The sequence below is a fragment of the Limnohabitans sp. B9-3 genome (genome assembly GCF_002778325.1).
Lineage (GTDB): Bacteria > Pseudomonadota > Gammaproteobacteria > Burkholderiales > Burkholderiaceae_C > Limnohabitans > Limnohabitans kasalickyi.
The window spans coordinates 385,320-406,486 of sequence record NZ_NESI01000001.1 but is presented as its reverse complement, the minus strand read 5'-3'; the positions used below and the strand labels follow the sequence as shown (position 1 = coordinate 406,486).

The following is a 21,167-nucleotide window of genomic DNA, read 5'->3' as shown; positions in this document are numbered from 1 at the left end:
GTCTATTCAAAAGGTGGGCCAGCCCAAACTTTGCATGAATTGCACCGTATCTTGCCAAGCCAAAAAAGCCCCAGCTGCGGCGAGGAACGGCCCAAACGGCACATAACCGTTGGCGGGTAAGCGGTGCAGCCTTTGCAAGCTCAGGCCAACAATGGCCCCTGTGGCGCTGGCAAGGATGACCAACGGAATTAAAGCAAAAGGGCCCAACCATGCACCCAAGGCCGCGAGCAATTTGAAATCGCCGCCACCCATGCCTTGCTTGCCGGTGATCCGCTCAAAGACCGTGGCAACGCTCCACAAAGCACCATAGCCCCACACGGCGCCCCACACCGCTTGTGTCAGTGGCAACGTAACCCATTGCGCAGCGCTGGCGATGAGGCCTAGCCAGAGCAAGGGTTGCGTCAAGGCATCGGGCAACAGGGTGGTTTGCCAATCGATGAGCGAGAGCGCCAACAAGCTGGTGCCAAAAAGCGCCCAACAGAGTGCGGCGCTGGTGATGCCCCAGTGCCATCCGCAAGCGACCCAAATCAAACCCGTGATTAACTCGACGGCTGGGTATTGCCACCCAATCGGGTGTTTGCAAAATCCGCAGCGGCCTTTGAGCCAAACAAAGCTCAGCACAGGAAACAGGTGCTTGATCTGCAAGGGCGCGTGGCAGTGAGGGCAGTGCGAAGCGGGCAGCCACAGGTCAAAACGAGGCGCGTCGTCATGAGTTGGCTCGAAGCTTGCCATGACCATGCGCGGCAGGCGGTGAACCAGCACGTTCACAAAGCTGCCCAAGATCAGGCCGATGCCAAAGGCCGTCCACAGATACAAACTCATACCACTTGTCCCAGTTGAAAAATTGGCAAATAGAGGGCGACCACCAAGCCGCCAATCAGCAAGCCTAGCACCACCATGATGAACGGCTCCATCAAGGTGGACAGTTTCGCCACGGTCGCGGCAACTTCGCGTTCGTAGTGTTCGGCCGTTTTATCGAGCATGTGGTCTAAGGCGCCGGATTCTTCTCCGATGGCACACATTTGCACCACCATGGGTGAGAACAAGCCCTCTGCATTTTCAAGCGCTTGCGCCAACGAGCGACCCTGCATGAGCTGCGCGTGCATGGACTCTGTGGCTGCTTGGTAACGCAGATTGCCCGTCACCCCCTTGACGGCATCTAACGCATCGGTCAACGTGATGCCTGCAGCAAACAAGGTAGCCAAGGTGCGTGTCCAGCGTGCCATGCAGGCCTGGTGCGTCAGCGATCCGGCGATGGGCAACTGCAGCACCCAGCCGTGCAGCCGCCATTGCAGCGCTTTGCTGCGTTTAGCCCATTGTTGCGTCACCCATGTCGTCAACAGAGCCAACAGCAAGCCCGTCCAGCCGTGCTGTTGCCAAGTTGAACTTAAGCCGATCACGAAGCGGGTGAGGGCAGGCAATTCGGCATTGAAAGACTGAAAAATTCCCTCAAAGGCAGGGACGACAAAAGAAAGTAACAACGCCATCACGATCAGAGCAATCATCAAAACGGCTGTTGGGTAAATCAGCGCAGAGCGCAAGCTGCTGCGCAGTGCTTCGGCTTTTTCGCGGTGGTGGGCGATGCGATCGAGCAGCGTGTCGAGCATGCCTGCCATTTCGCCTGCTGCGACCAAATTGCAAAATAAATCGTCAAAAACGGCGTGACGTTGCAAAGTTTGGTGCAGGGCCTGACCGCCTTCGACTTGCTGGCGAATGTCTTGCACCATCTGCTGGAGGGCGGTGTGACGAATGCCACGCCTCATGATGTCAAAGGCTTGCAGCAAGGGCACGCCCGATTGCAGCAAGGTGGCCAGTTGCCGGGTGAGCCGTGTGACATCCGGACCACTGACCGTGGCGTTGCGTTGCAGCCACAAGGGCAACGAGAGTTTGCGGCTGACCCTTGTGGCGCGAATACGTTGGGCTTTTAAGGCGTCTTTCACTGCCGCTGATGTGGGCGCTTGCATCTCGCCTTGCATTTGCTGACCCTGGCGATCAATGCCGCGCCACAGAAACATAGGCTCAGCCATGGTGCGTCAGTGTCATCACTTCTTGTACCGAAGTGATGCCCTGTAGGGCTTTGAGCCAGCCCGCTTGGCGCAGCGTTCGAACGCCATCTCGTCCGGCTTGTGTGCCGAGGTCTTGTGAGCTGGCATTTTGCAAGATCAAGGTTTGAAGCGCGTCACTGATGGGCATGACTTGGTAAATGCCAACGCGTCCCTTGTAGCCTTGATGGCAGGCGTCGCAACCTACGGCTTGGTAAAGACTGGGTGTAGGGCGTGACGCCAGCCCGATGGCTATTTGATCTTGGGCGCTGAGTTGTCCGAGCCATGCGGCTGTCTGTGAGGTCGAGGCTGGATGTTTGCAGACAGGGCACAAGCGGCGCACGAGACGCTGGGCCACGACCAAAATCAGACTGGCTGCGACATTGAACGCTTCAATGCCCATGTGCCGCAAACGCGCCAAGGTGCTGGGCGCGTCGTTGGTGTGCAAGGTTGATAAAACCAAATGCCCGGTTTGAGCGGCCTGAATGGCGATCGAAGCTGTTTCCACATCACGTATTTCACCCACCATGATGATGTCTGGGTCTTGCCGTAATAAAGCCCGCAAAGTGCTGGCAAAGGTGACTCCCGCGCGTTCGTTGATATTGACCTGATTCACGCCGAGTAATTGAATTTCAGACGGGTCTTCAACGGTGTAGATATTCACCTCGGATCGGTTCAGTAATTCGAGGCAGCTGTAAAGCGATAAGGTCTTGCCTGAACCCGTGGGGCCCGTCATAAGTACCATGCCGTGGGGCTGTGCGATGGCGGTCAACAGTTTAGCTTGGTCATCAGATTCATAGCCTAGCGCCTCAAGGCTTGGACGCTCGCGGTTGATATTGAGCAAACGCACCACCATTTTTTCGCCATGTAAGGTCGGTAATGAGCTCACCCGCAAATCAATGAGGCGACCTTGATAAGGGTATTGAATGCGTCCGTCTTGCGGCACTCGTTTTTCGGCAATATCCATCCGTGCTAAAACTTTGAGGCGCGAAATCATGGCGTCGCGTAGTTGCAGGGCAGGTGTAGCGGCTGTGTGCAAAATTCCATCAATGCGATAGCGCGCTCGAAATTCAGTTTCGCCGGTTTCAAAATGAATATCGGATGCGCCCTGTATCACCGCTTGTTTCAGTATCTGATCTAAGGGCTGAATGACAGAGCGTTCGGTGGATGTGTTTGCCCCTGAAAATGACGGTTGCATGTGGCGTCCTTCGTGTCGTAGCACTGGATTGTTTGGTGCGGACTGCACTTGCCGTGGGAGTCGGTATTACAAAATAAATGGCTGTGACATGGGTCTTTTCATATTAATCTTGCTAAGTAATTAGAGAGCTGAGTATGCAGAATCCTTGGAATTTGTATTCAACTTTGAATTTATCGAATAGAAATTGATATATCATTCAATTTTCAATTAACCTACTAGGAATACATAGATGGCACGCACCTCAGTTGCAAATCAACTTGCTACGATACGTAAACAACGTGATTTATTGGCTAAAAAAGAACAAGCCTTGTTGAGCAAGTCGCACGATAAAGTTTTGTCGCAAATCGTGCAATTGGCCAAGGACGCTGGTTTGACGGCTGCAGACATTGCCAAAGCGCTTGCTGAAGGCAAGCCCGCTAAGGCCGCCAAAACTGCAAAAGCCCCAAAGGCGGCGAAAAAAGGCGCACTGGCAGGCAAGAAAGTTGCCCCTAAATACCGTAACCCTGCCAATCCAGAGCAAACTTGGACAGGCCGTGGCGTGTCACCTACATGGGTGCAAGCTTTGAAAACAGCGGGCACTTTGGATACCGCCTTGATTGCGACGGAGTCGGTTGCGGTTTAAAGTTTGTATTGCTAGACGTCAAAAGCCCGCTGAATGCGGGCTTTTTGTATTGAGGTTGACGTTCTATCAGCGGATGATCACCATAAAATAATTTTTCAACAAAACAAACTCCAAATGAAAAAAACAATATTTATTTTCGGTTTTATTCTTTTTGCGCTGATGGGGTTGCGCGTGAGTGCCTCAGGCTACCCTTCGGTGGCAGTGAGTGAATTACCAGAACCCTTGCGCGCGGTATGGAAAGAGCAAAAGCCAGAAATGACGCCGATGAGCCACTGTGCTGCTGCGTTTGACAGTCATTCAGATGGCGAAAAAATGATATTTCGCTGCTCGATTCACATCAAGATGTCCGCTGAGGGCGAGCGACGTGCAATGAAATATTGTGAAGAAAAGCGCGCAGAAAAAGGTATCAAAGCACCGTGTCGGCTGGTGCGCGAATAAAGCGCACGCTGGTTGACCAGGGCTTAACTGCGACGGTCTAAGAGCTGCGCTGCCAAAGCATGCAGTGCGTCACGGTAGGGGCTGGGCGCCAAAACGTGCAACGCCGCAATGGCCCGTTCAGCTTCTAAGCCGGCTGCGTGGCGTGTAGCTTCCAAAGCACCTGTGTTGCGCACGATGCGAACAATGTCATGCAGTGCTTCCATCTCGCCGTTTTCGACGGCACGTTGAATGAGAAGGCGTTCGGGTTCGGACGCGCGTTGCATGGCGAAAATCAGGGGAAGGGTGTTTTTCCCCTCACGCAAATCGTCCCCTAAATTTTTACCGAGCTCTTGCGCGTCGCCGTCGTAATCAAGCACATCGTCAATCACTTGAAATGCGGTGCCGAGGGCTTGGCCGTATTCGGCGCATGCCGACTCCACGGCTTGCGTGCTGCGCGCCATGATGGCTGCTAAGCGGGTGCTGGCTTCAAACAATTTGGCTGTTTTTGAGCGAATCACCCGCAAATAACCGGCTTCATCCAACGAGGCGTCATGCATGTTCATCAGTTGCAAGACCTCGCCTTCGGCAATCACATTGGTGGCGTCTGCCAGCACTTCCATGACACGCATTTCGCCTGTGTTGACCATCATTTGGAAGGCGCGCGAGTACAAAAAATCACCCACTAACACGCTGGCTGGGTTGCCAAACGATTCGTTGGCGGTAGCGCGACCACGGCGTAAGGTGGACTCGTCCACCACATCGTCGTGCAACAGCGTGGCGGTATGGATAAATTCCACGATCGCAGCCAAGTTGTGACGTTGTTCATCTTGGTACCCCAGTGCGCCAGACATCAGCAGCACCAAGGCTGGCCTAATGCGTTTGCCCCCTGCGGAGATGATGTACTGAGAAACAGTGCTCACCAGAGGTACGCCCGAGTCCAGGCGTTGCGCGATGACGCGGTCCACTTCTGCCATATCGGCAGCAATCAGAGGCAAGGCGGTGGAGGATGCAGAGGTCAAAACGGGGGTGTACTCAACTGTTGAAATGCTGGCAAATTATAGAGAGTCAGCAAAGACCTATGGAACTGCTACAATTTCGGGCTCTGCGGAAATTCGTTCGCAGATATCCAAATAGATTCTTATCTAGAGGTCTCACATGTACGCGGTCATAAAAACCGGTGGCAAACAGTATCGTGTTGCTGCTGGTGAAAAAATTAAAGTAGAACAGATTGCTGCGGACGTAGGCCAAGAGATTGTGATCGATCAAGTTTTGGCAGTCGGCAACGGCGCTGAATTGAAGATCGGCACACCCTTGGTGTCCGGCGCAACTGTCACAGTGACGGTTTTGTCTCATGGCAAGCACGACAAAGTGCGCATTTTCAAAATGCGTCGTCGTAAGCATTACCAAAAACGCCAAGGGCATCGTCAGCAGTTCACTGAACTGCAGATTGCTTCCATCAACGGCTAAGGAGCATTTGACATGGCACAGAAAAAAGGCGGCGGCTCTACGCGAAACGGGCGCGATTCCAAGCCCAAAATGCTCGGTGTGAAAGCTTTCGGCGGTGAGTTGATCTCCGCTGGCGCCATCATCGTGCGCCAACGTGGTACCAAGTTTCACCCCGGCGTTAACGTCGGCGTGGGCAAGGACCACACTTTGTTCGCATTGGTTGACGGCCACGTCTCGTTCGGCGTTAAAGGCGCTTTGAACAAGCACATGGTCAACGTGACACCTGCTTAATTGAATTAAGCTGAGTGTTGCAAAGCCCCGATTCGTCGGGGCTTTACTCTTTTAAGACTACATCCATGAAATTCGTTGACGAAGCCTATATCGACATTGCCGCTGGCGATGGGGGGAACGGCTGCGTCTCGTTCCGCCATGAGAAGTACAAAGAATTTGGAGGTCCCAATGGTGGGGACGGCGGGCGAGGCGGGCATGTGTTTGCCATTGCCGACGTCAACCTGAACACCTTGGTCGACTTCCGCTTCTCGCGCCGCCACGAGGCCAAGCGCGGGCAGCATGGCTTGGGCTCTGACATGTTCGGAGCGGCCGGAGACGACATTATTTTGAAAATGCCGGTGGGCACCATCATCACCGACGCTGAAACCGGCGACGTGTTGTTTGAGTTGCTCACGCCAGGTGAGGTCATCACCATCGCCAAAGGCGGTGACGGTGGCTTTGGCAACATGCGTTTCAAGAGCGCCATCAACCGTGCGCCGCGTCAAAAAACGCCAGGCTGGCCCGGTGAAAAGCGTGAACTCAAGTTGGAGCTGAAAGTTTTGGCTGACGTCGGTTTGTTGGGCATGCCCAATGCCGGTAAGTCCACCTTGATTTCGGCCATTTCTAACGCGCGCCCCAAAATTGCCGATTACCCATTCACGACTTTGCACCCCAATTTGGGTGTGGTGCGCGTGGGCCCGGAGCAAAGCTTTGTGGTCGCTGATGTGCCCGGTTTGATTGAAGGTGCCTCTGATGGCGCGGGCTTGGGCCACCAGTTTTTGCGCCATTTGCAACGCACCCGTTTGCTGTTGCAGATCGTGGATGTCGCGCCTTTTGACGACGATGTGGATCCCGTGGCACAAGCCAAAGCCATCGTGGCCGAGCTTAAGAAATATGACAAAGCTTTGTACGACAAACCCCGTTGGTTGGTCTTGAACAAGCTCGACATGGTGCCTGCTGAACAGCGCGCCGCCTTGGTGGCCGACTTCGTCAAGCGCTTCAAATACAAAGGCCCCGTGTTTGAAATCTCCGCGTTGACGCGTGAGGGTTGTGAGCCTTTGATCAAAGAAATCTACAAGCACATCAAAGCGCAGCAGGTGGCCGAGCAGCCGCCTGAGTACATCGACCCGCGCTTTGCTGAACCCACGCCTTAACGTTCCAACATCAACGTTTCAACATGACAGAACTTCATTCCACCGTGTTGCGCGATGCGCGTCGTATCGTGGTCAAAGTCGGTTCTAGTTTGGTGACCAATGAAGGTCGTGGTTTAGACGAGCAGGCCATCGGTGAATGGTGTCGTCAACTCAGCGCGCTGGTGCGTGATGGCCGCGAACTCATCATGGTCTCCAGTGGGGCGATTGCCGAAGGCATGAAGCGTCTGGGTTGGACCACGCGCCCCAAAGAACTGCACGAGTTACAAGCCGCCGCCGCCGTCGGTCAAATGGGTTTGGCTCAAATGTACGAAACCAAGTTGCGTGAAAACGGTTTGGGTTCTGCACAAGTGCTGTTAACCCACGCTGACTTGGCTGACCGTGAGCGTTACTTGAACGCCCGTTCCACCTTGTTGACCTTGTTGGCCCATGGCGTGTTGCCGGTCATCAATGAAAACGACACCGTGGTGAACGACGAAATCAAGTTTGGCGACAACGACACCTTGGGTGCGTTGGTAGCCAACTTGGTCGAGGCCGATGCCTTGATCATCCTCACGGATCAAAAAGGCTTGTTCACCGCTGACCCGCGCCGTGACCCCGCTGCCACGTTTGTTCACGAAGCAAAGGCCGGTGATCCAGCGCTCGAAGATATGGCCGGTGGTGCAGGTTCGAGCATTGGCCGAGGTGGCATGCTCACCAAAATTTTGGCCGCTAAACGTGCCGCAGGTTCGGGCGCCTCGACAGTGATCGCTTGGGGTCGCGAGCCCGATGCCTTGTTACGACTGACGCAAGGTGAGTCCATTGGCACATTGCTCATTGCGCCGACTCAAAAGCAGCAAGCCCGCAAGCAATGGATGGCCGATCACCTTCAGCTGCGTGGCGCTATCACTGTGGACGACGGGGCCGTTGCAAAGCTGCGTCATGAAGGTAAAAGTTTGCTGCCCATTGGCATGACGGCCGTCACCGGAGATTTTTCTCGGGGTGATGTGATCGCCATCCTTGATGGTCTGGGCCAAGAAGTTGCGCGTGGCCTGGCCAATTACGCCAGCGCCGAAGCGCGCTTGTTGTGTCGTAAGCCCTCGAGTGATGTGGAGTCGTTGCTAGGCTACGTGGCCGAGGCCGAAATGGTCCACCGCGACAACTTGGTGCTCACCAAGCTGTCTTGACCAAACGGCGTGGGTTGGCAAGCCACCCACCTTGGGTGTCTCTAACTCTCTTCTGGGCGAAGCGCAGATTGCGGATCAGGATCAAACGTCGCGCCTGGCGGCAACTCCATGTGACCCGACATCCCAAATTGCTTGGACATCACCATCATGTCTTGTGGGTGTGGGTTGCCACTGCGCTGGAAGCGTGGGCGATGGTCTTGACGTGGCAAAAAGCGCGAAAGCTCGGTCAGCGCCATTTCATACACACCTCGTTTGAACTCCACCACCACGTCGAGTGGCACCCAATAATCGTTCCAACGCCAAGCATCAAACTCTGGGTGATCGGTGGCACGCAAATTCAAATGATGATCGGGCGCCATCAACTGAAGCAAAAACCAAATTTGCTTTTGGCCTTTATAAAAACCGCGTGCATCACGGCGGATGAACCGGTCTGGCACCTCATAGCGCAACCAATCACGGGTACGGGCAACAATGCGCACATGCTCTTGTTTGAGCCCCACTTCTTCGTGCAATTCGCGGATCATGGCCTGCTCGGGCGTTTCGCCTCGGTCAATGCCACCTTGCGGGAACTGCCAGCTGTGGGTTCGAATGCGCTTGCCCCAAAAAACCTGATTTCTCTGGTTGAGCAAGATGATGCCGACATTGGGTCTGAACCCTTCTCGGTCAAGCATAATCAAACCTCAAATTTTTAAACTGAGTTGATTATGCACAGAGCTGCAGCACTTCACTCAGAATTCGCCTTAATTCCCCTCTAAATTGACGATTCGATTACCCGCATGAAAGCCTCCCAGTTTCTCATCTCTACCCTCAAAGACGCCCCCGCTGATGCCGAAGTGGTCAGCCATAAATTGATGATGCGCGCGGGCTTGATCAAAAAGCTCGGCGCTGGCATTTACAACTACATGCCCATGGGCTTGCGCGTCATTCGCAAGGTCGAAGCCATCGTGCGCGAAGAGATGAACAAAGCAGGCGCGATTGAGCTGACCATGCCCGTGGTGCAGCCCGCTGAGCTGTGGCAAGAAACCGGTCGCTTCGACAAAATGGGCCCCGAGCTGCTGCGCATCAAAGACCGCCACGGCCGTGACTTTGTGGTGCAACCCACCAGCGAAGAGGTGGTGACCGACATTGCTCGCCAAGAAATTCGCAGCTACAAGCAGTTGCCTAAAAATTTCTACCAAATTCAAACCAAATTCCGCGACGAGCGTCGTCCACGTTTTGGTTTGATGCGCGGTCGCGAATTCATCATGAAAGACGCGTACAGCTTCGACCGTGATCAAGTCTCAGCCAAGCAGAGCTACCAAGTCATGGCCGATGCGTACCGCAAGATTTTTGACCGCTTCGGTTTGACCTACCGTGCCGTGGCCGCAGACAGTGGCGCCATTGGTGGCGACTTGAGCGAAGAGTTCCAAGTGATTGCCGCCACCGGCGAAGACGCCATCGTCTATTGCCCCACCAGCAACTACGCCGCCAACATGGAAAAGGCCGAGGCTTTGGCGCCTGCGCAAACGCGCGGTTCAGCCACGCAGGCCCTGAGCAAAACCGCAACGCCAGGCAAGAGCACCTGCGAAGACGTAGCTGCCTTGCTGAACGTGCCTTTGAACACCACCGTCAAGTCATTGGTGCTGGCCACTGACACCCTCAACGAAAAAGGTGAAGTCATCAAGTCACACGTGTGGCTTTTGCTCTTGCGCGGTGACCACGACATGAACGAAGTCAAAGTGGGCAAGTTACCTGGCTTCGAAGGCGGCTTCCGCTTTGCCACCACTGGTGAGATTGACGACCACTTCGGTTGCAAGCCCGGCTACCTCGGCCCCGTCAACTTGAAGCAGCCATTGAAGATCGTGGCAGACCGTGATGTGGCTGTGATGGCTGACTGGATTTGCGGCGCTAACGAGGTCGACTTCCATATGATCGGCGTCAATTTTGGACGCGACGTGGCCGAACCCGATTTGGTGGCTGACATCCGCAACGTGGTGGCAGGCGACGCTTCGCCAGACGGCCAAGGCATGCTCGCCATTGAGCGCGGCATCGAAGTGGGCCATGTGTTCTACCTCGGTACCAAGTACAGCCAAGCCATGAACGCCACCTTCTTAGACGTGAACGGCAAACCGCAATTCATGGAAATGGGTTGCTACGGCATCGGCGTGACCCGCCTGCCTGCGGCTGCCATTGAGCAAAACCACGACGAGCGCGGCATGATCTGGCCCGACGCCATTGCGCCATTCACCGTGGTGATTTGCCCCGTCAACATGGACCGTAGCGAAGACGTTAAAACCGCGGCCTTCACGCTCTACAAAGAGCTGTTGGCCTTGGGCGTGGACGTCATCTTGGATGACCGTGGCGAGCGCCCCGGCGCCATGTTTGCCGATTGGGAGCTGATTGGCGTGCCCCACCGCGTGACCATTGGTGACAAAGGCTTGAAGGATGGTGTGGTCGAGTACCAACACCGCCGTGACGCCGAGTCCACCAAAGTGGCCGTGGCCGACGTGTTGGCGCATGTGAAAGCCAAGCTCGGTTTGTGATGCCGCCGTGTGCTCACTCCCGTTTGTGCCTCACTGGCAGGGCGGGGGTTGAGCACCTGGTGCGAACACCATGCAGTCTTTTTTGCCGCGTGCTGCGACTAACGACCTCTGCATTTTTTCTGTGTGTTTTGTGCGTACCTGCGACCCACGCCGGCAACCAACGCGAAGAGCCCTTGATCGACTCCGTGCGCACCGCACTCAGTGCGGCCGTGCATCAATCCGGTCCGCCGACTTTGGTGCATGCCGATGCCAAAGCGGCGCAAGCGTTTCAGCAGTGGTTGATGCAGACCGAGGTGCGTTTAGACAAACAATTGCAACGCCGCAAAGCCAGCCCCACACCGGCTAACTTGGGCGTTGCTGCAGCCCCCAACAGCCCCAATGGCGCACCCGATGTCTTGGCACATGAGTTAGCGAGCGCACCTTTGCGGCGTGAGTTTTTGCAAACCGTCTGGTACGAAAGCCAGCGCGCAGGGTTAGAGCCCGCCTTGGTCTTGGGCTTGATTCAAGTCGAAAGCGGTTTCCGCAAGTTCGCGATCAGCAGCGCTGGTGCACGTGGCTTCATGCAGGTCATGCCATTTTGGACACGCGTCTTGGCGCAAGATGACGCGTCGGTGCTGTTTCAAGCGCAGACCAATTTGCGCTTTGGCTGCGTGATCTTGCGCCACTACCTCGACCTTGAAAATGGAAATTTGGCCTTGGCCTTAGGCCGTTACAACGGCAGCCGGGGGCGCATGGACTATCCCAACGCCGTCATCTCCGCCAAAATGGGGTGGTCATGAAAACTTACTTTTTCCCCTTTTTGTGTGTGTGCCTTTTGGTGCTGGGCGGTTGTGCCACGCCTGAGTACAAGGCTGCGTATCAAACATGTTCTCCAGGGGCGTTCAGTCAATACCCAGAGGACAAAGTTCAAACGTTTGAAATGCGTCAACGCTGGGTGCAGGTGGCCACTGGGCAACTGAGCTGTGTGGCAGTTCAAAATGCGGCCAATGTCAAACAGACCGTGTGCACGCCTATCACTTACATGCGCCCCATCTCGACCATGGAGCCCGTCATCGTAGACCGCAACGAAGAGCCCCGCAAAAGCTTGATCAGTGCCTGTGCGCAAAGCATGTGCATACAGCGTTACGGCAATGTCGAATGCAAACCCACCACGCCAGCAACGTCCCCAGTGCCTGTCGTTGGGCCTATGGTCACAACGCCGCCATAAAAAAAGCCCGCTCTGAAGCGGGCTGGGCATGAAAGCGCGAGGGCTTAGCCGTTGATCACTTGGGTCAACTCGCCGGACTCATACATTTCCATCATGATGTCTGAGCCGCCAATGAACTCGCCCTTGATGTAGAGCTGAGGGATGGTGGGCCAGTTGCTGTATTCCTTGATGCCTTGACGGATTTCAGCATCGTCCAGCACGTTCACGGTCTTGATGCCTTTGGCGTCTACGCCGCACGCTTTCAAGATCTGAATGGCGCGGCCAGAAAATCCGCACATGGGGAAGCTTGCACTGCCTTTCATGAACAGCACCACCTCGTTGCTCTTCACCAGTTCATCAATGCGTTGTTGTGTATCGCTCATGAAGTCACTCTCCAAATCAAAAGTTAATTATTTCACTGTTGGCCATTGTCCGCCAGAGCAACGCAGGATGCCCGCGATGTCAGGGCGGCTTTGTACCGCTTCAAAGCCTTGGTTGCCCAGCAACGTCTGCACGGCATGGGCTTGGTCATAGCCGTGTTCCAGCAGCAGCCAGCCGCCAGGTTTGAGGTGTTGGCTCGCTTGACGCACGATCAGACGGATGTCGTCTAGCCCGTCGTGACCCGAGGCCAAGGCGGACAGGGGTTCGTGTTTCAAGCCGGTCAAATGGGCATCGTCGCTAGCAACATAAGGTGGGTTGGAGACGATGGCATCGAACAAAACGGGGTGGTTAGCGTTGGGCCGTTCAAAGGGCGCGAGCCAAGAACCATGGTGAAACGTCATCGCCAGACCCAAGCGTTGCGCGTTGGCCTGGGCTACGGCCACGGCGTCAGCGCTGGCGTCGACGGCGCTCAATTGGGCATCCGGGCGCGTGTGCTTGAGTGCCAAGGCAATGGCACCGCTGCCCGTGCCCAGATCCACCACAGAGGGGGCAGGTGTATCGGCGAGACAAGACAAGGCCCATTCCACCAAGGTTTCTGTGTCGGCACGCGGGTCTAGCACGCGGGCGTCGACGTGCAAGCGCAGGCCGAAAAACTCTTTGTGACCGGTGATGTAGGCCACGGGCTCGGTGCCCAGTCGCCGCTGCACAAAGGTGTGCCAAACGGCTTGCACGGCTGGGGGTAGTACATCGTCGCTGTGGGCCAGCAGCCACGCTCGGTCATGCGGTTCGCGGCCCAAGGCATGCAGCAGCAGCACTTGGGCGTCAAGGCGCGGCAGGCCCAAAGCTTGCGCCGCCGTGAGGGCTTGCTGGATGGTGAGCGCGTGCTCGCTCATCAATGACCAACTTCTAGGGCTGCCAACTGCTCGGCTTCATGCGCATGGCGCAAGGCCTGCAGCGCATCGCTCAAATCACCTTCCATGATGAAGTTGAGCTTGTACAGCGTCAGGTTGATGCGGTGGTCGCTCCAACGTCCTTGCGGAAAGTTGTAGGTGCGAATGCGGTCCGAGCGGTCGCCACTGCCAATCAAGCCTTTGCGCATGGCCGCGTCTTTGGCGGCCCGCTCGGAGCGGTCTTTTTCTTGAATACGAGCGGTCAGCACTTTCAGCGCTTGCGCCTTGTTGCTGTGCTGGCTGCGACCATCTTGGCATTCGGCCACGATGCCCGTGGGCAAGTGGGTGATGCGCACGGCAGAGTCGGTTTTGTTGATGTGCTGGCCGCCCGCACCGCTGGCGCGGTAGGTGTCGATGCGCAAATCGGACGGGTTGATTTTGATGGCTTCGGCCTCGTCCGGCTCGGGCAGTACCGCCACCGTGCACGCGCTGGTGTGGATGCGGCCTTGGGTTTCGGTGGCGGGCACGCGCTGCACGCGATGGCCACCCGACTCAAACTTGAGCCAGCCATACACGCCATCACCGCTTGAGCCGCCGTCCATGCGCACCACCACTTCTTTGTAGCCCCCCAGTTCGCTTTGCGATTCGCTGACGATTTCGGTGCGCCAGCCTTGTCGCTCGGCGTAGCGCATGTACATGCGCAGCAGATCGGCGGCAAACAGGGCTGACTCGTCGCCGCCGGTGCCTGCACGAATTTCAATGAACGCGGGACGCGCATCGTCGGGGTCTTTGGGCAGCAGCATGCGCTGCAATTCGGCTTCTAGCTGCGTTAACTCGCTTTGGGCGCTGGCGATTTCTTCGTCCGCCATGGCGCGCATCTCGTCATCGTTGCCCACGTCTTGCAGCATCTGCTGTGCGGCTTGCAGGTCGGCTTCGCGCTGTTGGTAGCGGGTGAAACGGCTGGCGGTCGCGGCCACGTCGGTGTGTTCGCGTGACAGGGCCAAAAACTGCGTCATGTCCTTCATGATGTCTTCGCGAGACAGCAAGAAATCGAGCTCGGCCAAGCGTTGCGTGTAGCGCGCCAGTTGGGCGCGTAAAAAGTCTTTCATGGGCGAGCCTAGCGGTTGCCGCGCAAAAAGAAGTGCTCAATCGCGTGGCGGGCATTCTCGCGGGCAGCGGCGTCACCCGCGTGCAACTCAGCCATGGCGCCGTGCAACATTTTTTGGGTCAGGCCGCGTGACAGGGTTTCGAGCACCGCCTCCACGTCGTCGCCTTTGGCCAGTTGTTTGCGTGCACGGGCGAGTTCGGCTTGACGCCATTCGTCAGCTTGGCTGTTGAGTTGCTGAATCAGCGGCACGTTGCTGCGCTGATCCAGCCAATGGGTAAAGCTTTGTACACCCGCGTCAATGATGACTTCAGCTTGCGCTACCGCGGCTTGGCGGTTGGCTTGGCCGGTTTGCACCACCACCGACAAATCGTCCACGGTGTAGAGGTAAACGTCCTCGAGAGACTTCACTTCAGGCTCAATGTCTCTGGGTACGGCCAAGTCGACCATGAACATGGGGCGATGTTTACGCTGCTTCAGGGCACGCTCGACGGCACCCAAGCCAATCAGGGGCAGGGTGCTGGCGGTGCAACTCACCACCACATCAAATTCGTGCAGGCGGTCGGGCAAGTCGCCCAAACGCATCACTTCGCCGCCAAATTGGGCAGCAAGTCTTTCGCCACGTTCTAGGGTACGGTTGGCAATGGCGATGGTTTTGGGCGTTTTGGCGGCGAAATGGGTGGCACAAAGCTCAATCATTTCACCGGCGCCCACAAATAACACTTTTGTTTGAGCCAAATCTTCAAACAGCTGGCTGGCCAAACGCACGGCAGCGGCGGCCATGCTGATGGAGTGCGCGCCAATTTCGGTGGAGCTGCGTACTTCTTTGGCCACCGCGAAAGAACGCTGAAACAGTTGATTAAGGGTGGTGCCCAAGGCCCCGGCTTCAGAGGCAGCGCGCACCGCGTCTTTCATTTGACCCAAGATTTGGGGCTCGCCCAGCACCATGGAGTCGAGGCCGCTGGCAACGCGAAAGGCGTGTCGGGCGGCTTGGTCGTCTTGCAGGGCGTAGGTGTGGCCGTGCAGCGCATCGGGCGACACGCCCCCCGATTGAGCCAACCAGGCCAAGGTTTGTTGAAGTTGGCTGGTGTCGCCCGCGCCATAAATTTCGGTGCGGTTGCAGGTAGACAAAATGGCCACCTCGCTGCCTTGGGTATGACTGAGTCGCAAAGCGCTCAATGTGGGTGCCATTTGTTCGAGGGCGAACGCAAATTTTCCCCGCAAATCGAGCGGAGCTGTGTTGTGATTGAGGCCCAAAGCCCAGACTGCCATCCCCAGATTATAAAATTTACGCGCATGGGCCCTTTAGAACACGTCATTCACACTTTTAACTTCATGGCTCCCGCCTGGTGGATGGCTTTGTTGTGCGCCTTGTTGGCCCGGTTTGCGCTGCGTGGCTGGCTGCCAGCCTCCCGTTGGAGCGTGCTGAAACAGACGTTTTGGGGTGGTTTGATGGGCACGGTTACTTTGCTGGGCGGTTTGTGGTTGTGGGGTGCTGACGGCAAGATGGCCACCTACGGCGCTTTGGTGTTGGTCTGCGCGACCTCCCAATGGCTGATGAGCCAAGGTTGGCGACGCTGAAGCATCCACTTGGTGGGTAAGTACTCTCAGGGACCGGTCAGCCTCAGGGGCATACCCTGCAGTACCATTCACTCCCAATAAGCGAACCCACAGCGCCGTTTACGCGCCCCCTGATCTATGAACGCTCCCACCTCGCTCAACCATTTGCTCGCCACGGCCCCTGAAAGCCCTCGGCTGCGCGAAATTCCCTACAACTACACCTCGTTCTCAGATCGCGAAATCGTGATCCGTTTGCTCGGTGTGGAGGCTTGGGAGTTGCTCTTGCGTCTGCGTCAAGAGCGTCAAACTGGGCGCTCTGCCCGTATGTTGTACGAGGTGTTGGGCGATATTTGGGTGGTGCAGCGCAACCCGTATTTGCAAGACGATTTGTTGGACACGCCCAAGCGTCGCCACCAATTGGTCGAGGCTTTGCACCACCGTTTGGGTGAAGTGGCCCGACGCCGCACACCACAAGACGATGCCGAGCGCGATGCCTTGGTGGGCCAGTTGTTGCAGGCGGCCAGCCGTGCGATTGAAGAATTCAACGCGCAGTTCGACACCATTGCCGACTTGCGCAAAAAGACCACACGCCTGTTAAAAAAGCTCACCGCCAGCGACAACATCAAGTTCGACGGACTGTCGCGCGTGTCGCATGTGACCGACGCCACCGACTGGCGCGTGGAATACCCCTTTGTGGTGTTGACACCTGACAGCGAGGCCGAAATGGCCGGCATGGTCAAGGGCTGTATCGATTTGGGCCTGACCATCGTGCCGCGCGGCGGCGGTACGGGGTACACCGGTGGTGCCATTCCCCTGACATGGCGCAGCGCGGTGATCAACACCGAAAAGCTCGAAGCCATGACCGAGGTGGAGATGCGCAACTTGCCGGGCCTTGACCAGCCCGTACCCACCATTTGGACCGAAGCCGGTGTGGTCACGCAACGCGTGGCCGACGCCGCAGAGCGCGGTGGTTTTGTGTTTGCGGTCGACCCCACGTCGGCCGAAGCCTCGTGTATAGGCGGCAACATTGCCATGAACGCGGGCGGCAAGAAAGCCGTGTTGTGGGGCACAGCGCTCGACAATTTGGCCAGCTGGCGCATGGTGACGCCGGACGCGCAGTGGCTGGAAGTCACTCGCGTGCAGCACAACCTTGGCAAGATTCACGATGCCGAGATGGCCAGCTTTGTGCTGAACTATTTCCAAGCCGATGGCAAGACGCCCATCCGCGAAGAACGCCTCGACATTCCCGGCAAAACCTTCCGCAAAGAAGGCTTGGGCAAAGACGTGACTGACAAGTTTTTGAGCGGTCTGCCTGGCATTCAAAAAGAAGGCTGTGACGGCCTGATCACCAGCGCTCGCTGGATCGTGCACCGCATGCCCCAGCACACCCGCACGGTGTGTATGGAGTTTTTTGGCAACGCCAAAGACGCCGTGCCCAGCATCGTGGAGATCAAAGACTTCATGTTTGCCGAGCAAAAGCGCAGCGGTGTCTTGCTGGCTGGCTTGGAACATTTGGACGATCGCTACTTGCGCGCCGTGGGTTACGCCACCAAGAGCAAGCGCGGCGGCTTGCCCAAAATGCTGCTGATTGGCGACATTGCGGGTGACAACGCCGACGACGTGGCTCGCGTCACCTCCGAAGTGGCCCGCATGGCCAACTCGCGCAGCGGTGAGTGTTTTGTGGCAGTCAGCCCTGAAGCGCGTAAAAAGTTTTGGCTGGACCGCAAACGCACAGCAGCCATCAGCCGCCACACCAATGCCTTTAAGGTCAACGAAGACGTGGTCATCCCATTGCCACGTATGGCCGAGTACACCGATGGCATTGAGCGCATCAACATCGAGCTGAGCTTGCGCAATAAGATCGCCTTGTGCGAGGCTTTGGACGAGTTTTTTGCCAAAGGCAACTTGCCGTTGGGCAAGTCGGACGAGGCAGCGGACATTCCCACGCCTGAGTTGATGGAAGCCCGTGTGCAGCAAGCCCGCGCCTTGATCGACGACGTTCGTAGCCTGTGGCAAGGCTGGTTGCGTGACTGCGACGGTTTGTTCCCGCAGTTGCAAGACCACACCTTGCGTGCGAGCTGGAAAACGCAAATTCGTGCGGTGTTGCAAAACATCTTCACGGGCGCCCAGTTCTTGCCCATCTTGGAGGAGTGCAATGCCATTCACAAACGCGTGCTCAAAGGCCGCGTGTGGGTGGCGCTGCACATGCACGCCGGTGACGGCAATGTGCACACCAACATTCCGGTCAACAGCGACGACTACGCCATGCTGCAAACCGCCCACGAAGCGGTGGCCCGCATCATGGTGCTGGCCCGTTCCTTGGACGGCGTGATTTCTGGCGAGCACGGCATTGGCATCACCAAGCTGGAGTTCATGACCGACGCCGAGTTGAAGCCCTTTGCCGACTACAAAGCCCGTGTCGACCCCGAAGGTCGTTTCAACAAAGGCAAATTGCTGCGCCATGCGGACGCAGATGTCAGTCTGCGTCACGCCGATTTGAGTCAAGCCTACACGCCCAGTTTTGGCTTGATGGGCCACGAGTCGCTCATCATGCAGCAGTCCGACATTGGTGCCATCGCGGGCAGCATGAAAGACTGTTTGCGTTGCGGCAAGTGCAAGCCTGTGTGCTCCACCCATGTACCACGCGCCAACTTGCTGTACAGCCCACGGAACAAAATTTTGGCGACGTCATTGTTGGTGGAAGCGTTCTTGTACGAAGAACAAACCCGCCGTGGCGTGTCCATCAAGCACTGGCAAGAGTTTGAAGACGTGGCCGACCACTGCACGGTCTGCCACAAGTGTTTGACGCCTTGCCCGGTCAATATCGACTTCGGCGACGTGTCGATGAACATGCGCAACTTGTTGCGCAAGATGGGCCAAAAAAGCTTCCGCCCCGGCAATGCCGCGGCGATGTTCATGCTCAACGCCACCAACCCAGAAACCATCAAATTCGCGCGCAGCGCGATGGTCGATGTGGGCATGAAATTACAACGCGTGGCACACGACGTGCTGGGCGTGATGGCGCGCAAGCAAACCAAAGCGCCGCCTGCCACTTTGGGTCCCGCGCCTATCAAGGAGCAGGTGATTCACTTCATCAACAAAAAGATGCCCGGTAACTTGCCCAAGAAAACCGCGCGCGCCTTGTTGGACATTGAAGACAAAGATTACGTCCCGATCATTCGCAACCCGCAGGCTACGACCTCAGAGACCGAAGCGGTGTTTTACTTCCCCGGCTGCGGTTCGGAGCGCTTGTTCAGCCAAGTGGGCCTCGCCACGCAAGCGATGCTCTGGCACGCGGGCGTGCAAACGGTGTTGCCACCGGGTTACCTGTGCTGCGGTTACCCGCAAAAAGGCTCAGGTCAGTTTGACAAGGCCGACAAGATCATCACTGACAACCGGGTGCTGTTCCACCGCGTGGCCAACACGCTGAACTACCTCGATATCAAAACCGTGGTGGTCAGCTGCGGCACGTGCTTTGACCAGTTGCAAGGCTACGAGTTCGACAAGATCTTCCCGGGTTGCCGCATCGTCGACATCCACGAGTTTTTGCTCGAAAAAGACATCAAGCTCAACGCCGAGCAACAAGCAGGCTATTTGTTCCACGACCCTTGCCACAGCCCTATGAAGCAGCAAGACCCGATGAAAACGGTCAAAGCCTTGGTCGGCGATCAAGTGGTCAAGAGCGACCGTTGCTGCGGCGAGTCGGGCACTTTGGGTGTGACACGTCCTGACATTTCGACCCAAGTGCGTTTCCGCAAAGAAGCCGAGTTGCAAAAAGACGAAGTCGCCTTGCGTGCCATGACCGGTCAAGCCAAAGGTGACATGAAGATTCTCACCAGCTGCCCCAGCTGCTTGCAAGGCCTGACCCGTTATGGCGATGATTTGCAAAACGGTTTGCTCGAAGCCGACTACATCGTGGTCGAAATGGCGCGCAAGATCTTGGGCGAGCAGTGGATGCCCGAGTACGTGGCCCAAGCCAATGCCGGCGGCATTGAGCGCGTGTTGGTTTAACCAGAAAGACAGCCATGGCAGGCCTCGAAAAACATACCCCCACCCCGCAAGATATCACCGTGCACGGCGCTTCGCGTGCGCTTGAAATCAGCTTTTCAGACGGCGTGACGTTTCGCATCCCGTTGGAGCTGATGCGCATCTACAGCCCTTCCGCCGAAGTGCAGGGTCACGGCCCAGGTCAAGAAGTGTTGCAAACCGGCAAGCGTGAGGTGGGGCTAGAAGGTTTGGAGCCTGTGGGCAACTACGCCATCAAGCCCACGTTCACTGACGGCCATGACAGCGGCTTGTTCACTTGGGAATACCTGTATTTCTTGGGTTCCGAGCAAGACCAGCTTTGGGCTGACTATGAGCGCCGCTTGAGCGAAGCGGGCACCAGCCGTGATGCGCCTATGCCCGAAAAGGGCGGCGCAGGTTGCAGCACTCACGCACATTGATAAAATTAATAAAATTATGAGCAGCACCCATTTCGGTTTCAAAACCGTCGACGAAACAGAAAAAGCCAAGCATGTCCGTGGCGTGTTTGACTCGGTCGCGTCCAAATACGACGTCATGAACGACCTCATGTCCGCCGGCTTGCACCGCCTCTGGAAGCGTTACACCGTCATGGTGGCCGACTTGCGCGAGGGCTCGCAAGTGCTCGACATCGCAGGCGGCACGGGCGATTTGGCGATGGCGTTTGCCAAAAAGGTCGGTAAAACCGGCCGCGTGGTGCACACCGACATCAACGAAGCCATGCTGAGCACCGGCCGCGATCGCTTGCTCGACCACGGTTTTGTGTTGCCCACCTTGGTGTGTGATGCCGAAAAATTGCCATTTCCCGACAACCACTTTGATGTGGTCAGTGTGGCTTTTGGCTTACGCAATATGACCCACAAAGATGCAGCCCTCAAAGAAATGTGCCGTGTCCTCAAGCCCAACGGCAAGTTGTTGGTGCTCGAATTCTCCAAAGTGGCCAAGCCGTTGGAGAAGGCCTACGACTGGTATTCGTTCAATATCCTGCCCAAGTTGGGCCAAATGATTGCAGGGGACGACGCCAGCTACCGCTACTTGGCCGAGTCCATTCGCATGCATCCTGGCCAAGAAGAGCTGAAAGCCCTTATGAAACAAAGTGGCTTTGGTCATGTGGACTTTCACAACATGAGCGCCGGTGTGGTCGCGCTTCATGTTGGAATCAAGTGCTGAAACATTGAGACAACAGGA

22 protein-coding genes are annotated in these 21,167 nt (G+C 56.6%); 13 read left to right on the top strand and 9 right to left on the bottom strand.

Features of this window, described 5'->3' with window-relative positions; all coding sequences use genetic code 11:
• Nucleotides 1–6: 6 nt before the first annotated feature.
• Genes B9Z42_RS02035 through B9Z42_RS02025 form a run of 3 tightly spaced genes read right to left on the bottom strand, consistent with a single transcriptional unit; the run spans nucleotide 7 to nucleotide 3,240 of the window.
• On the bottom strand, nucleotides 7–822 hold the full coding sequence (locus B9Z42_RS02035) for an A24 family peptidase (RefSeq protein WP_100131656.1): 816 nt from the start codon (nucleotides 820–822) through the stop codon (nucleotides 7–9).
• The gene (locus B9Z42_RS02030; RefSeq protein WP_100131655.1) at nucleotides 819–2,027 is read right to left on the bottom strand and encodes a type II secretion system F family protein; all 1,209 of its coding nucleotides are present in this window, start codon (nucleotides 2,025–2,027) and stop codon (nucleotides 819–821) included. Before B9Z42_RS02030 ends, B9Z42_RS02035 begins: the two co-directional genes overlap by 4 nt.
• Complete coding sequence (locus B9Z42_RS02025) at nucleotides 2,020–3,240, bottom strand: GspE/PulE family protein (protein WP_100131654.1); 1,221 nt, start codon at nucleotides 3,238–3,240, stop codon at nucleotides 2,020–2,022. Before B9Z42_RS02025 ends, B9Z42_RS02030 begins: the two co-directional genes overlap by 8 nt.
• A gap of 229 nt (nucleotides 3,241–3,469) precedes the next feature.
• On the opposite strand from B9Z42_RS02025, the gene B9Z42_RS02020 reads away from it, so the two are divergent.
• Together B9Z42_RS02020 and B9Z42_RS02015 are read left to right on the top strand one after the other, a co-directional pair.
• Entirely contained in the window at nucleotides 3,470–3,862 is a 393-nt protein-coding gene (locus B9Z42_RS02020; protein ID WP_100131653.1) for an H-NS histone family protein, read from the top strand.
• Nucleotides 3,863–3,895: 33 nt separating this feature from the next.
• Nucleotides 3,896–4,300, top strand: a complete 405-nt coding sequence (locus B9Z42_RS02015) for a hypothetical protein (protein ID WP_158235886.1) — start codon at nucleotides 3,896–3,898, stop codon at nucleotides 4,298–4,300.
• Between the two features lie 23 nt (nucleotides 4,301–4,323).
• Here B9Z42_RS02015 and B9Z42_RS02010 read toward each other — a convergent pair whose 3' ends face one another.
• Nucleotides 4,324–5,253, bottom strand: coding sequence for a polyprenyl synthetase family protein (locus B9Z42_RS02010; protein ID WP_100131820.1), 930 nt, complete (start codon nucleotides 5,251–5,253; stop codon nucleotides 4,324–4,326).
• 181 nt (nucleotides 5,254–5,434) lie between these two features.
• Here B9Z42_RS02010 and rplU point away from each other — a divergent pair, with 181 nt between their 5' ends.
• From rplU to proB, 4 genes are all read left to right on the top strand, one after another.
• The gene (gene rplU / locus B9Z42_RS02005; RefSeq protein WP_100131651.1) at nucleotides 5,435–5,746 is read left to right on the top strand and encodes a 50S ribosomal protein L21; all 312 of its coding nucleotides are present in this window, start codon (nucleotides 5,435–5,437) and stop codon (nucleotides 5,744–5,746) included.
• Between the two features lie 12 nt (nucleotides 5,747–5,758).
• Complete coding sequence (gene rpmA, locus B9Z42_RS02000) at nucleotides 5,759–6,016, top strand: 50S ribosomal protein L27 (protein WP_100131650.1); 258 nt, start codon at nucleotides 5,759–5,761, stop codon at nucleotides 6,014–6,016.
• A 65-nt stretch (nucleotides 6,017–6,081) separates the two neighbouring features.
• The gene (gene cgtA, locus B9Z42_RS01995; RefSeq protein WP_100131649.1) at nucleotides 6,082–7,149 is read left to right on the top strand and encodes an Obg family GTPase CgtA; all 1,068 of its coding nucleotides are present in this window, start codon (nucleotides 6,082–6,084) and stop codon (nucleotides 7,147–7,149) included.
• Nucleotides 7,150–7,172: 23 nt separating this feature from the next.
• The gene (proB, locus tag B9Z42_RS01990) at nucleotides 7,173–8,312 is read left to right on the top strand and encodes a glutamate 5-kinase (RefSeq protein ID WP_100131648.1); all 1,140 of its coding nucleotides are present in this window, start codon (nucleotides 7,173–7,175) and stop codon (nucleotides 8,310–8,312) included.
• A gap of 41 nt (nucleotides 8,313–8,353) precedes the next feature.
• On the opposite strand, the gene B9Z42_RS01985 is transcribed toward proB, so the two are convergent.
• The gene (locus B9Z42_RS01985; protein ID WP_100131647.1) at nucleotides 8,354–8,983 is read right to left on the bottom strand and encodes an RNA pyrophosphohydrolase; all 630 of its coding nucleotides are present in this window, start codon (nucleotides 8,981–8,983) and stop codon (nucleotides 8,354–8,356) included.
• A gap of 105 nt (nucleotides 8,984–9,088) precedes the next feature.
• Between B9Z42_RS01985 and B9Z42_RS01980 the strand changes: the two genes are divergently transcribed.
• The 3 genes from B9Z42_RS01980 (at nucleotide 9,089) to B9Z42_RS01970 (ending at nucleotide 12,041) form a co-directional block, all read left to right on the top strand.
• Nucleotides 9,089–10,834 (top strand): proline--tRNA ligase, encoded by a 1,746-nt coding sequence (locus B9Z42_RS01980; protein WP_100131646.1) that lies wholly within the window; start codon nucleotides 9,089–9,091, stop codon nucleotides 10,832–10,834.
• Between the two features lie 89 nt (nucleotides 10,835–10,923).
• Nucleotides 10,924–11,613 (top strand): lytic transglycosylase domain-containing protein, encoded by a 690-nt coding sequence (locus B9Z42_RS01975; RefSeq protein WP_233203485.1) that lies wholly within the window; start codon nucleotides 10,924–10,926, stop codon nucleotides 11,611–11,613.
• Complete coding sequence (locus B9Z42_RS01970; RefSeq protein WP_100131644.1) at nucleotides 11,610–12,041, top strand: hypothetical protein; 432 nt, start codon at nucleotides 11,610–11,612, stop codon at nucleotides 12,039–12,041. Before B9Z42_RS01975 ends, B9Z42_RS01970 begins: the two co-directional genes overlap by 4 nt.
• 44 nt (nucleotides 12,042–12,085) lie before the next feature.
• On the opposite strand, the gene grxD is transcribed toward B9Z42_RS01970, so the two are convergent.
• From grxD to hemA, 4 genes are read right to left on the bottom strand one after another with little or no spacing between them, the layout of a single operon-like run.
• A complete protein-coding gene (grxD, locus tag B9Z42_RS01965) occupies nucleotides 12,086–12,403 on the bottom strand; it encodes a Grx4 family monothiol glutaredoxin (RefSeq protein WP_100131643.1) in 318 nt (105 codons plus the stop codon).
• Between the two features lie 27 nt (nucleotides 12,404–12,430).
• Nucleotides 12,431–13,294, bottom strand: coding sequence for a peptide chain release factor N(5)-glutamine methyltransferase (gene prmC, locus B9Z42_RS01960; RefSeq protein WP_100131642.1), 864 nt, complete (start codon nucleotides 13,292–13,294; stop codon nucleotides 12,431–12,433).
• Nucleotides 13,294–14,400: a peptide chain release factor 1 gene (prfA, locus tag B9Z42_RS01955; protein ID WP_100131641.1), complete on the bottom strand. Its 1,107-nt coding sequence runs from the start codon at nucleotides 14,398–14,400 to the stop codon at nucleotides 13,294–13,296. Before prfA ends, prmC begins: the two co-directional genes overlap by 1 nt.
• A gap of 8 nt (nucleotides 14,401–14,408) precedes the next feature.
• On the bottom strand, nucleotides 14,409–15,668 hold the full coding sequence (gene hemA / locus B9Z42_RS01950; RefSeq protein ID WP_100131640.1) for a glutamyl-tRNA reductase: 1,260 nt from the start codon (nucleotides 15,666–15,668) through the stop codon (nucleotides 14,409–14,411).
• A 63-nt stretch (nucleotides 15,669–15,731) separates the two neighbouring features.
• Between hemA and B9Z42_RS01945 the strand changes: the two genes are divergently transcribed.
• From B9Z42_RS01945 to ubiE, 4 genes are all read left to right on the top strand, one after another.
• Complete coding sequence (locus B9Z42_RS01945) at nucleotides 15,732–15,977, top strand: hypothetical protein (protein ID WP_233203484.1); 246 nt, start codon at nucleotides 15,732–15,734, stop codon at nucleotides 15,975–15,977.
• Nucleotides 15,978–16,094: 117 nt separating this feature from the next.
• Nucleotides 16,095–19,967, top strand: coding sequence for an FAD/FMN-binding oxidoreductase (locus B9Z42_RS01940; RefSeq protein ID WP_100131638.1), 3,873 nt, complete (start codon nucleotides 16,095–16,097; stop codon nucleotides 19,965–19,967).
• A gap of 14 nt (nucleotides 19,968–19,981) precedes the next feature.
• The gene (locus B9Z42_RS01935; RefSeq protein ID WP_100131637.1) at nucleotides 19,982–20,401 is read left to right on the top strand and encodes a gamma-butyrobetaine hydroxylase-like domain-containing protein; all 420 of its coding nucleotides are present in this window, start codon (nucleotides 19,982–19,984) and stop codon (nucleotides 20,399–20,401) included.
• Between the two features lie 16 nt (nucleotides 20,402–20,417).
• Complete coding sequence (gene ubiE / locus B9Z42_RS01930; RefSeq protein ID WP_100131636.1) at nucleotides 20,418–21,149, top strand: bifunctional demethylmenaquinone methyltransferase/2-methoxy-6-polyprenyl-1,4-benzoquinol methylase UbiE; 732 nt, start codon at nucleotides 20,418–20,420, stop codon at nucleotides 21,147–21,149.
• The last annotated feature ends 18 nt before the right edge of the window (nucleotides 21,150–21,167 follow it).

What these genes read in the sequence shown, in the direction of transcription:
- proB (WP_100131648.1), top strand. Translation starts at nt 7,173, where the DNA reads ATGACAGAACTTCATTCCACCGTGTTGCGCGATGCGCGTCGTATCGTG.
- B9Z42_RS02035 (WP_100131656.1), bottom strand. Translation starts at nt 822, where the DNA reads ATGAGTTTGTATCTGTGGACGGCCTTTGGCATCGGCCTGATCTTGGGC.
- prmC (WP_100131642.1), bottom strand. Translation starts at nt 13,294, where the DNA reads ATGAGCGAGCACGCGCTCACCATCCAGCAAGCCCTCACGGCGGCGCAA.
- B9Z42_RS01970 (WP_100131644.1), top strand. Translation starts at nt 11,610, where the DNA reads ATGAAAACTTACTTTTTCCCCTTTTTGTGTGTGTGCCTTTTGGTGCTG.
- B9Z42_RS01945 (WP_233203484.1), top strand. Translation starts at nt 15,732, where the DNA reads ATGGCTCCCGCCTGGTGGATGGCTTTGTTGTGCGCCTTGTTGGCCCGG.
- prfA (WP_100131641.1), bottom strand. Translation starts at nt 14,400, where the DNA reads ATGAAAGACTTTTTACGCGCCCAACTGGCGCGCTACACGCAACGCTTG.
- hemA (WP_100131640.1), bottom strand. Translation starts at nt 15,668, where the DNA reads ATGGCAGTCTGGGCTTTGGGCCTCAATCACAACACAGCTCCGCTCGAT.
- B9Z42_RS02010 (WP_100131820.1), bottom strand. Translation starts at nt 5,253, where the DNA reads ATGGCAGAAGTGGACCGCGTCATCGCGCAACGCCTGGACTCGGGCGTA.
- B9Z42_RS01980 (WP_100131646.1), top strand. Translation starts at nt 9,089, where the DNA reads ATGAAAGCCTCCCAGTTTCTCATCTCTACCCTCAAAGACGCCCCCGCT.
- B9Z42_RS02030 (WP_100131655.1), bottom strand. Translation starts at nt 2,027, where the DNA reads ATGGCTGAGCCTATGTTTCTGTGGCGCGGCATTGATCGCCAGGGTCAG.
- B9Z42_RS02025 (WP_100131654.1), bottom strand. Translation starts at nt 3,240, where the DNA reads ATGCAACCGTCATTTTCAGGGGCAAACACATCCACCGAACGCTCTGTC.
- rpmA (WP_100131650.1), top strand. Translation starts at nt 5,759, where the DNA reads ATGGCACAGAAAAAAGGCGGCGGCTCTACGCGAAACGGGCGCGATTCC.
- B9Z42_RS01940 (WP_100131638.1), top strand. Translation starts at nt 16,095, where the DNA reads ATGAACGCTCCCACCTCGCTCAACCATTTGCTCGCCACGGCCCCTGAA.
- grxD (WP_100131643.1), bottom strand. Translation starts at nt 12,403, where the DNA reads ATGAGCGATACACAACAACGCATTGATGAACTGGTGAAGAGCAACGAG.
- B9Z42_RS01935 (WP_100131637.1), top strand. Translation starts at nt 19,982, where the DNA reads ATGGCAGGCCTCGAAAAACATACCCCCACCCCGCAAGATATCACCGTG.
- B9Z42_RS01985 (WP_100131647.1), bottom strand. Translation starts at nt 8,983, where the DNA reads ATGCTTGACCGAGAAGGGTTCAGACCCAATGTCGGCATCATCTTGCTC.
- rplU (WP_100131651.1), top strand. Translation starts at nt 5,435, where the DNA reads ATGTACGCGGTCATAAAAACCGGTGGCAAACAGTATCGTGTTGCTGCT.
- B9Z42_RS02015 (WP_158235886.1), top strand. Translation starts at nt 3,896, where the DNA reads ATGCGGGCTTTTTGTATTGAGGTTGACGTTCTATCAGCGGATGATCAC.
- B9Z42_RS02020 (WP_100131653.1), top strand. Translation starts at nt 3,470, where the DNA reads ATGGCACGCACCTCAGTTGCAAATCAACTTGCTACGATACGTAAACAA.
- ubiE (WP_100131636.1), top strand. Translation starts at nt 20,418, where the DNA reads ATGAGCAGCACCCATTTCGGTTTCAAAACCGTCGACGAAACAGAAAAA.
- cgtA (WP_100131649.1), top strand. Translation starts at nt 6,082, where the DNA reads ATGAAATTCGTTGACGAAGCCTATATCGACATTGCCGCTGGCGATGGG.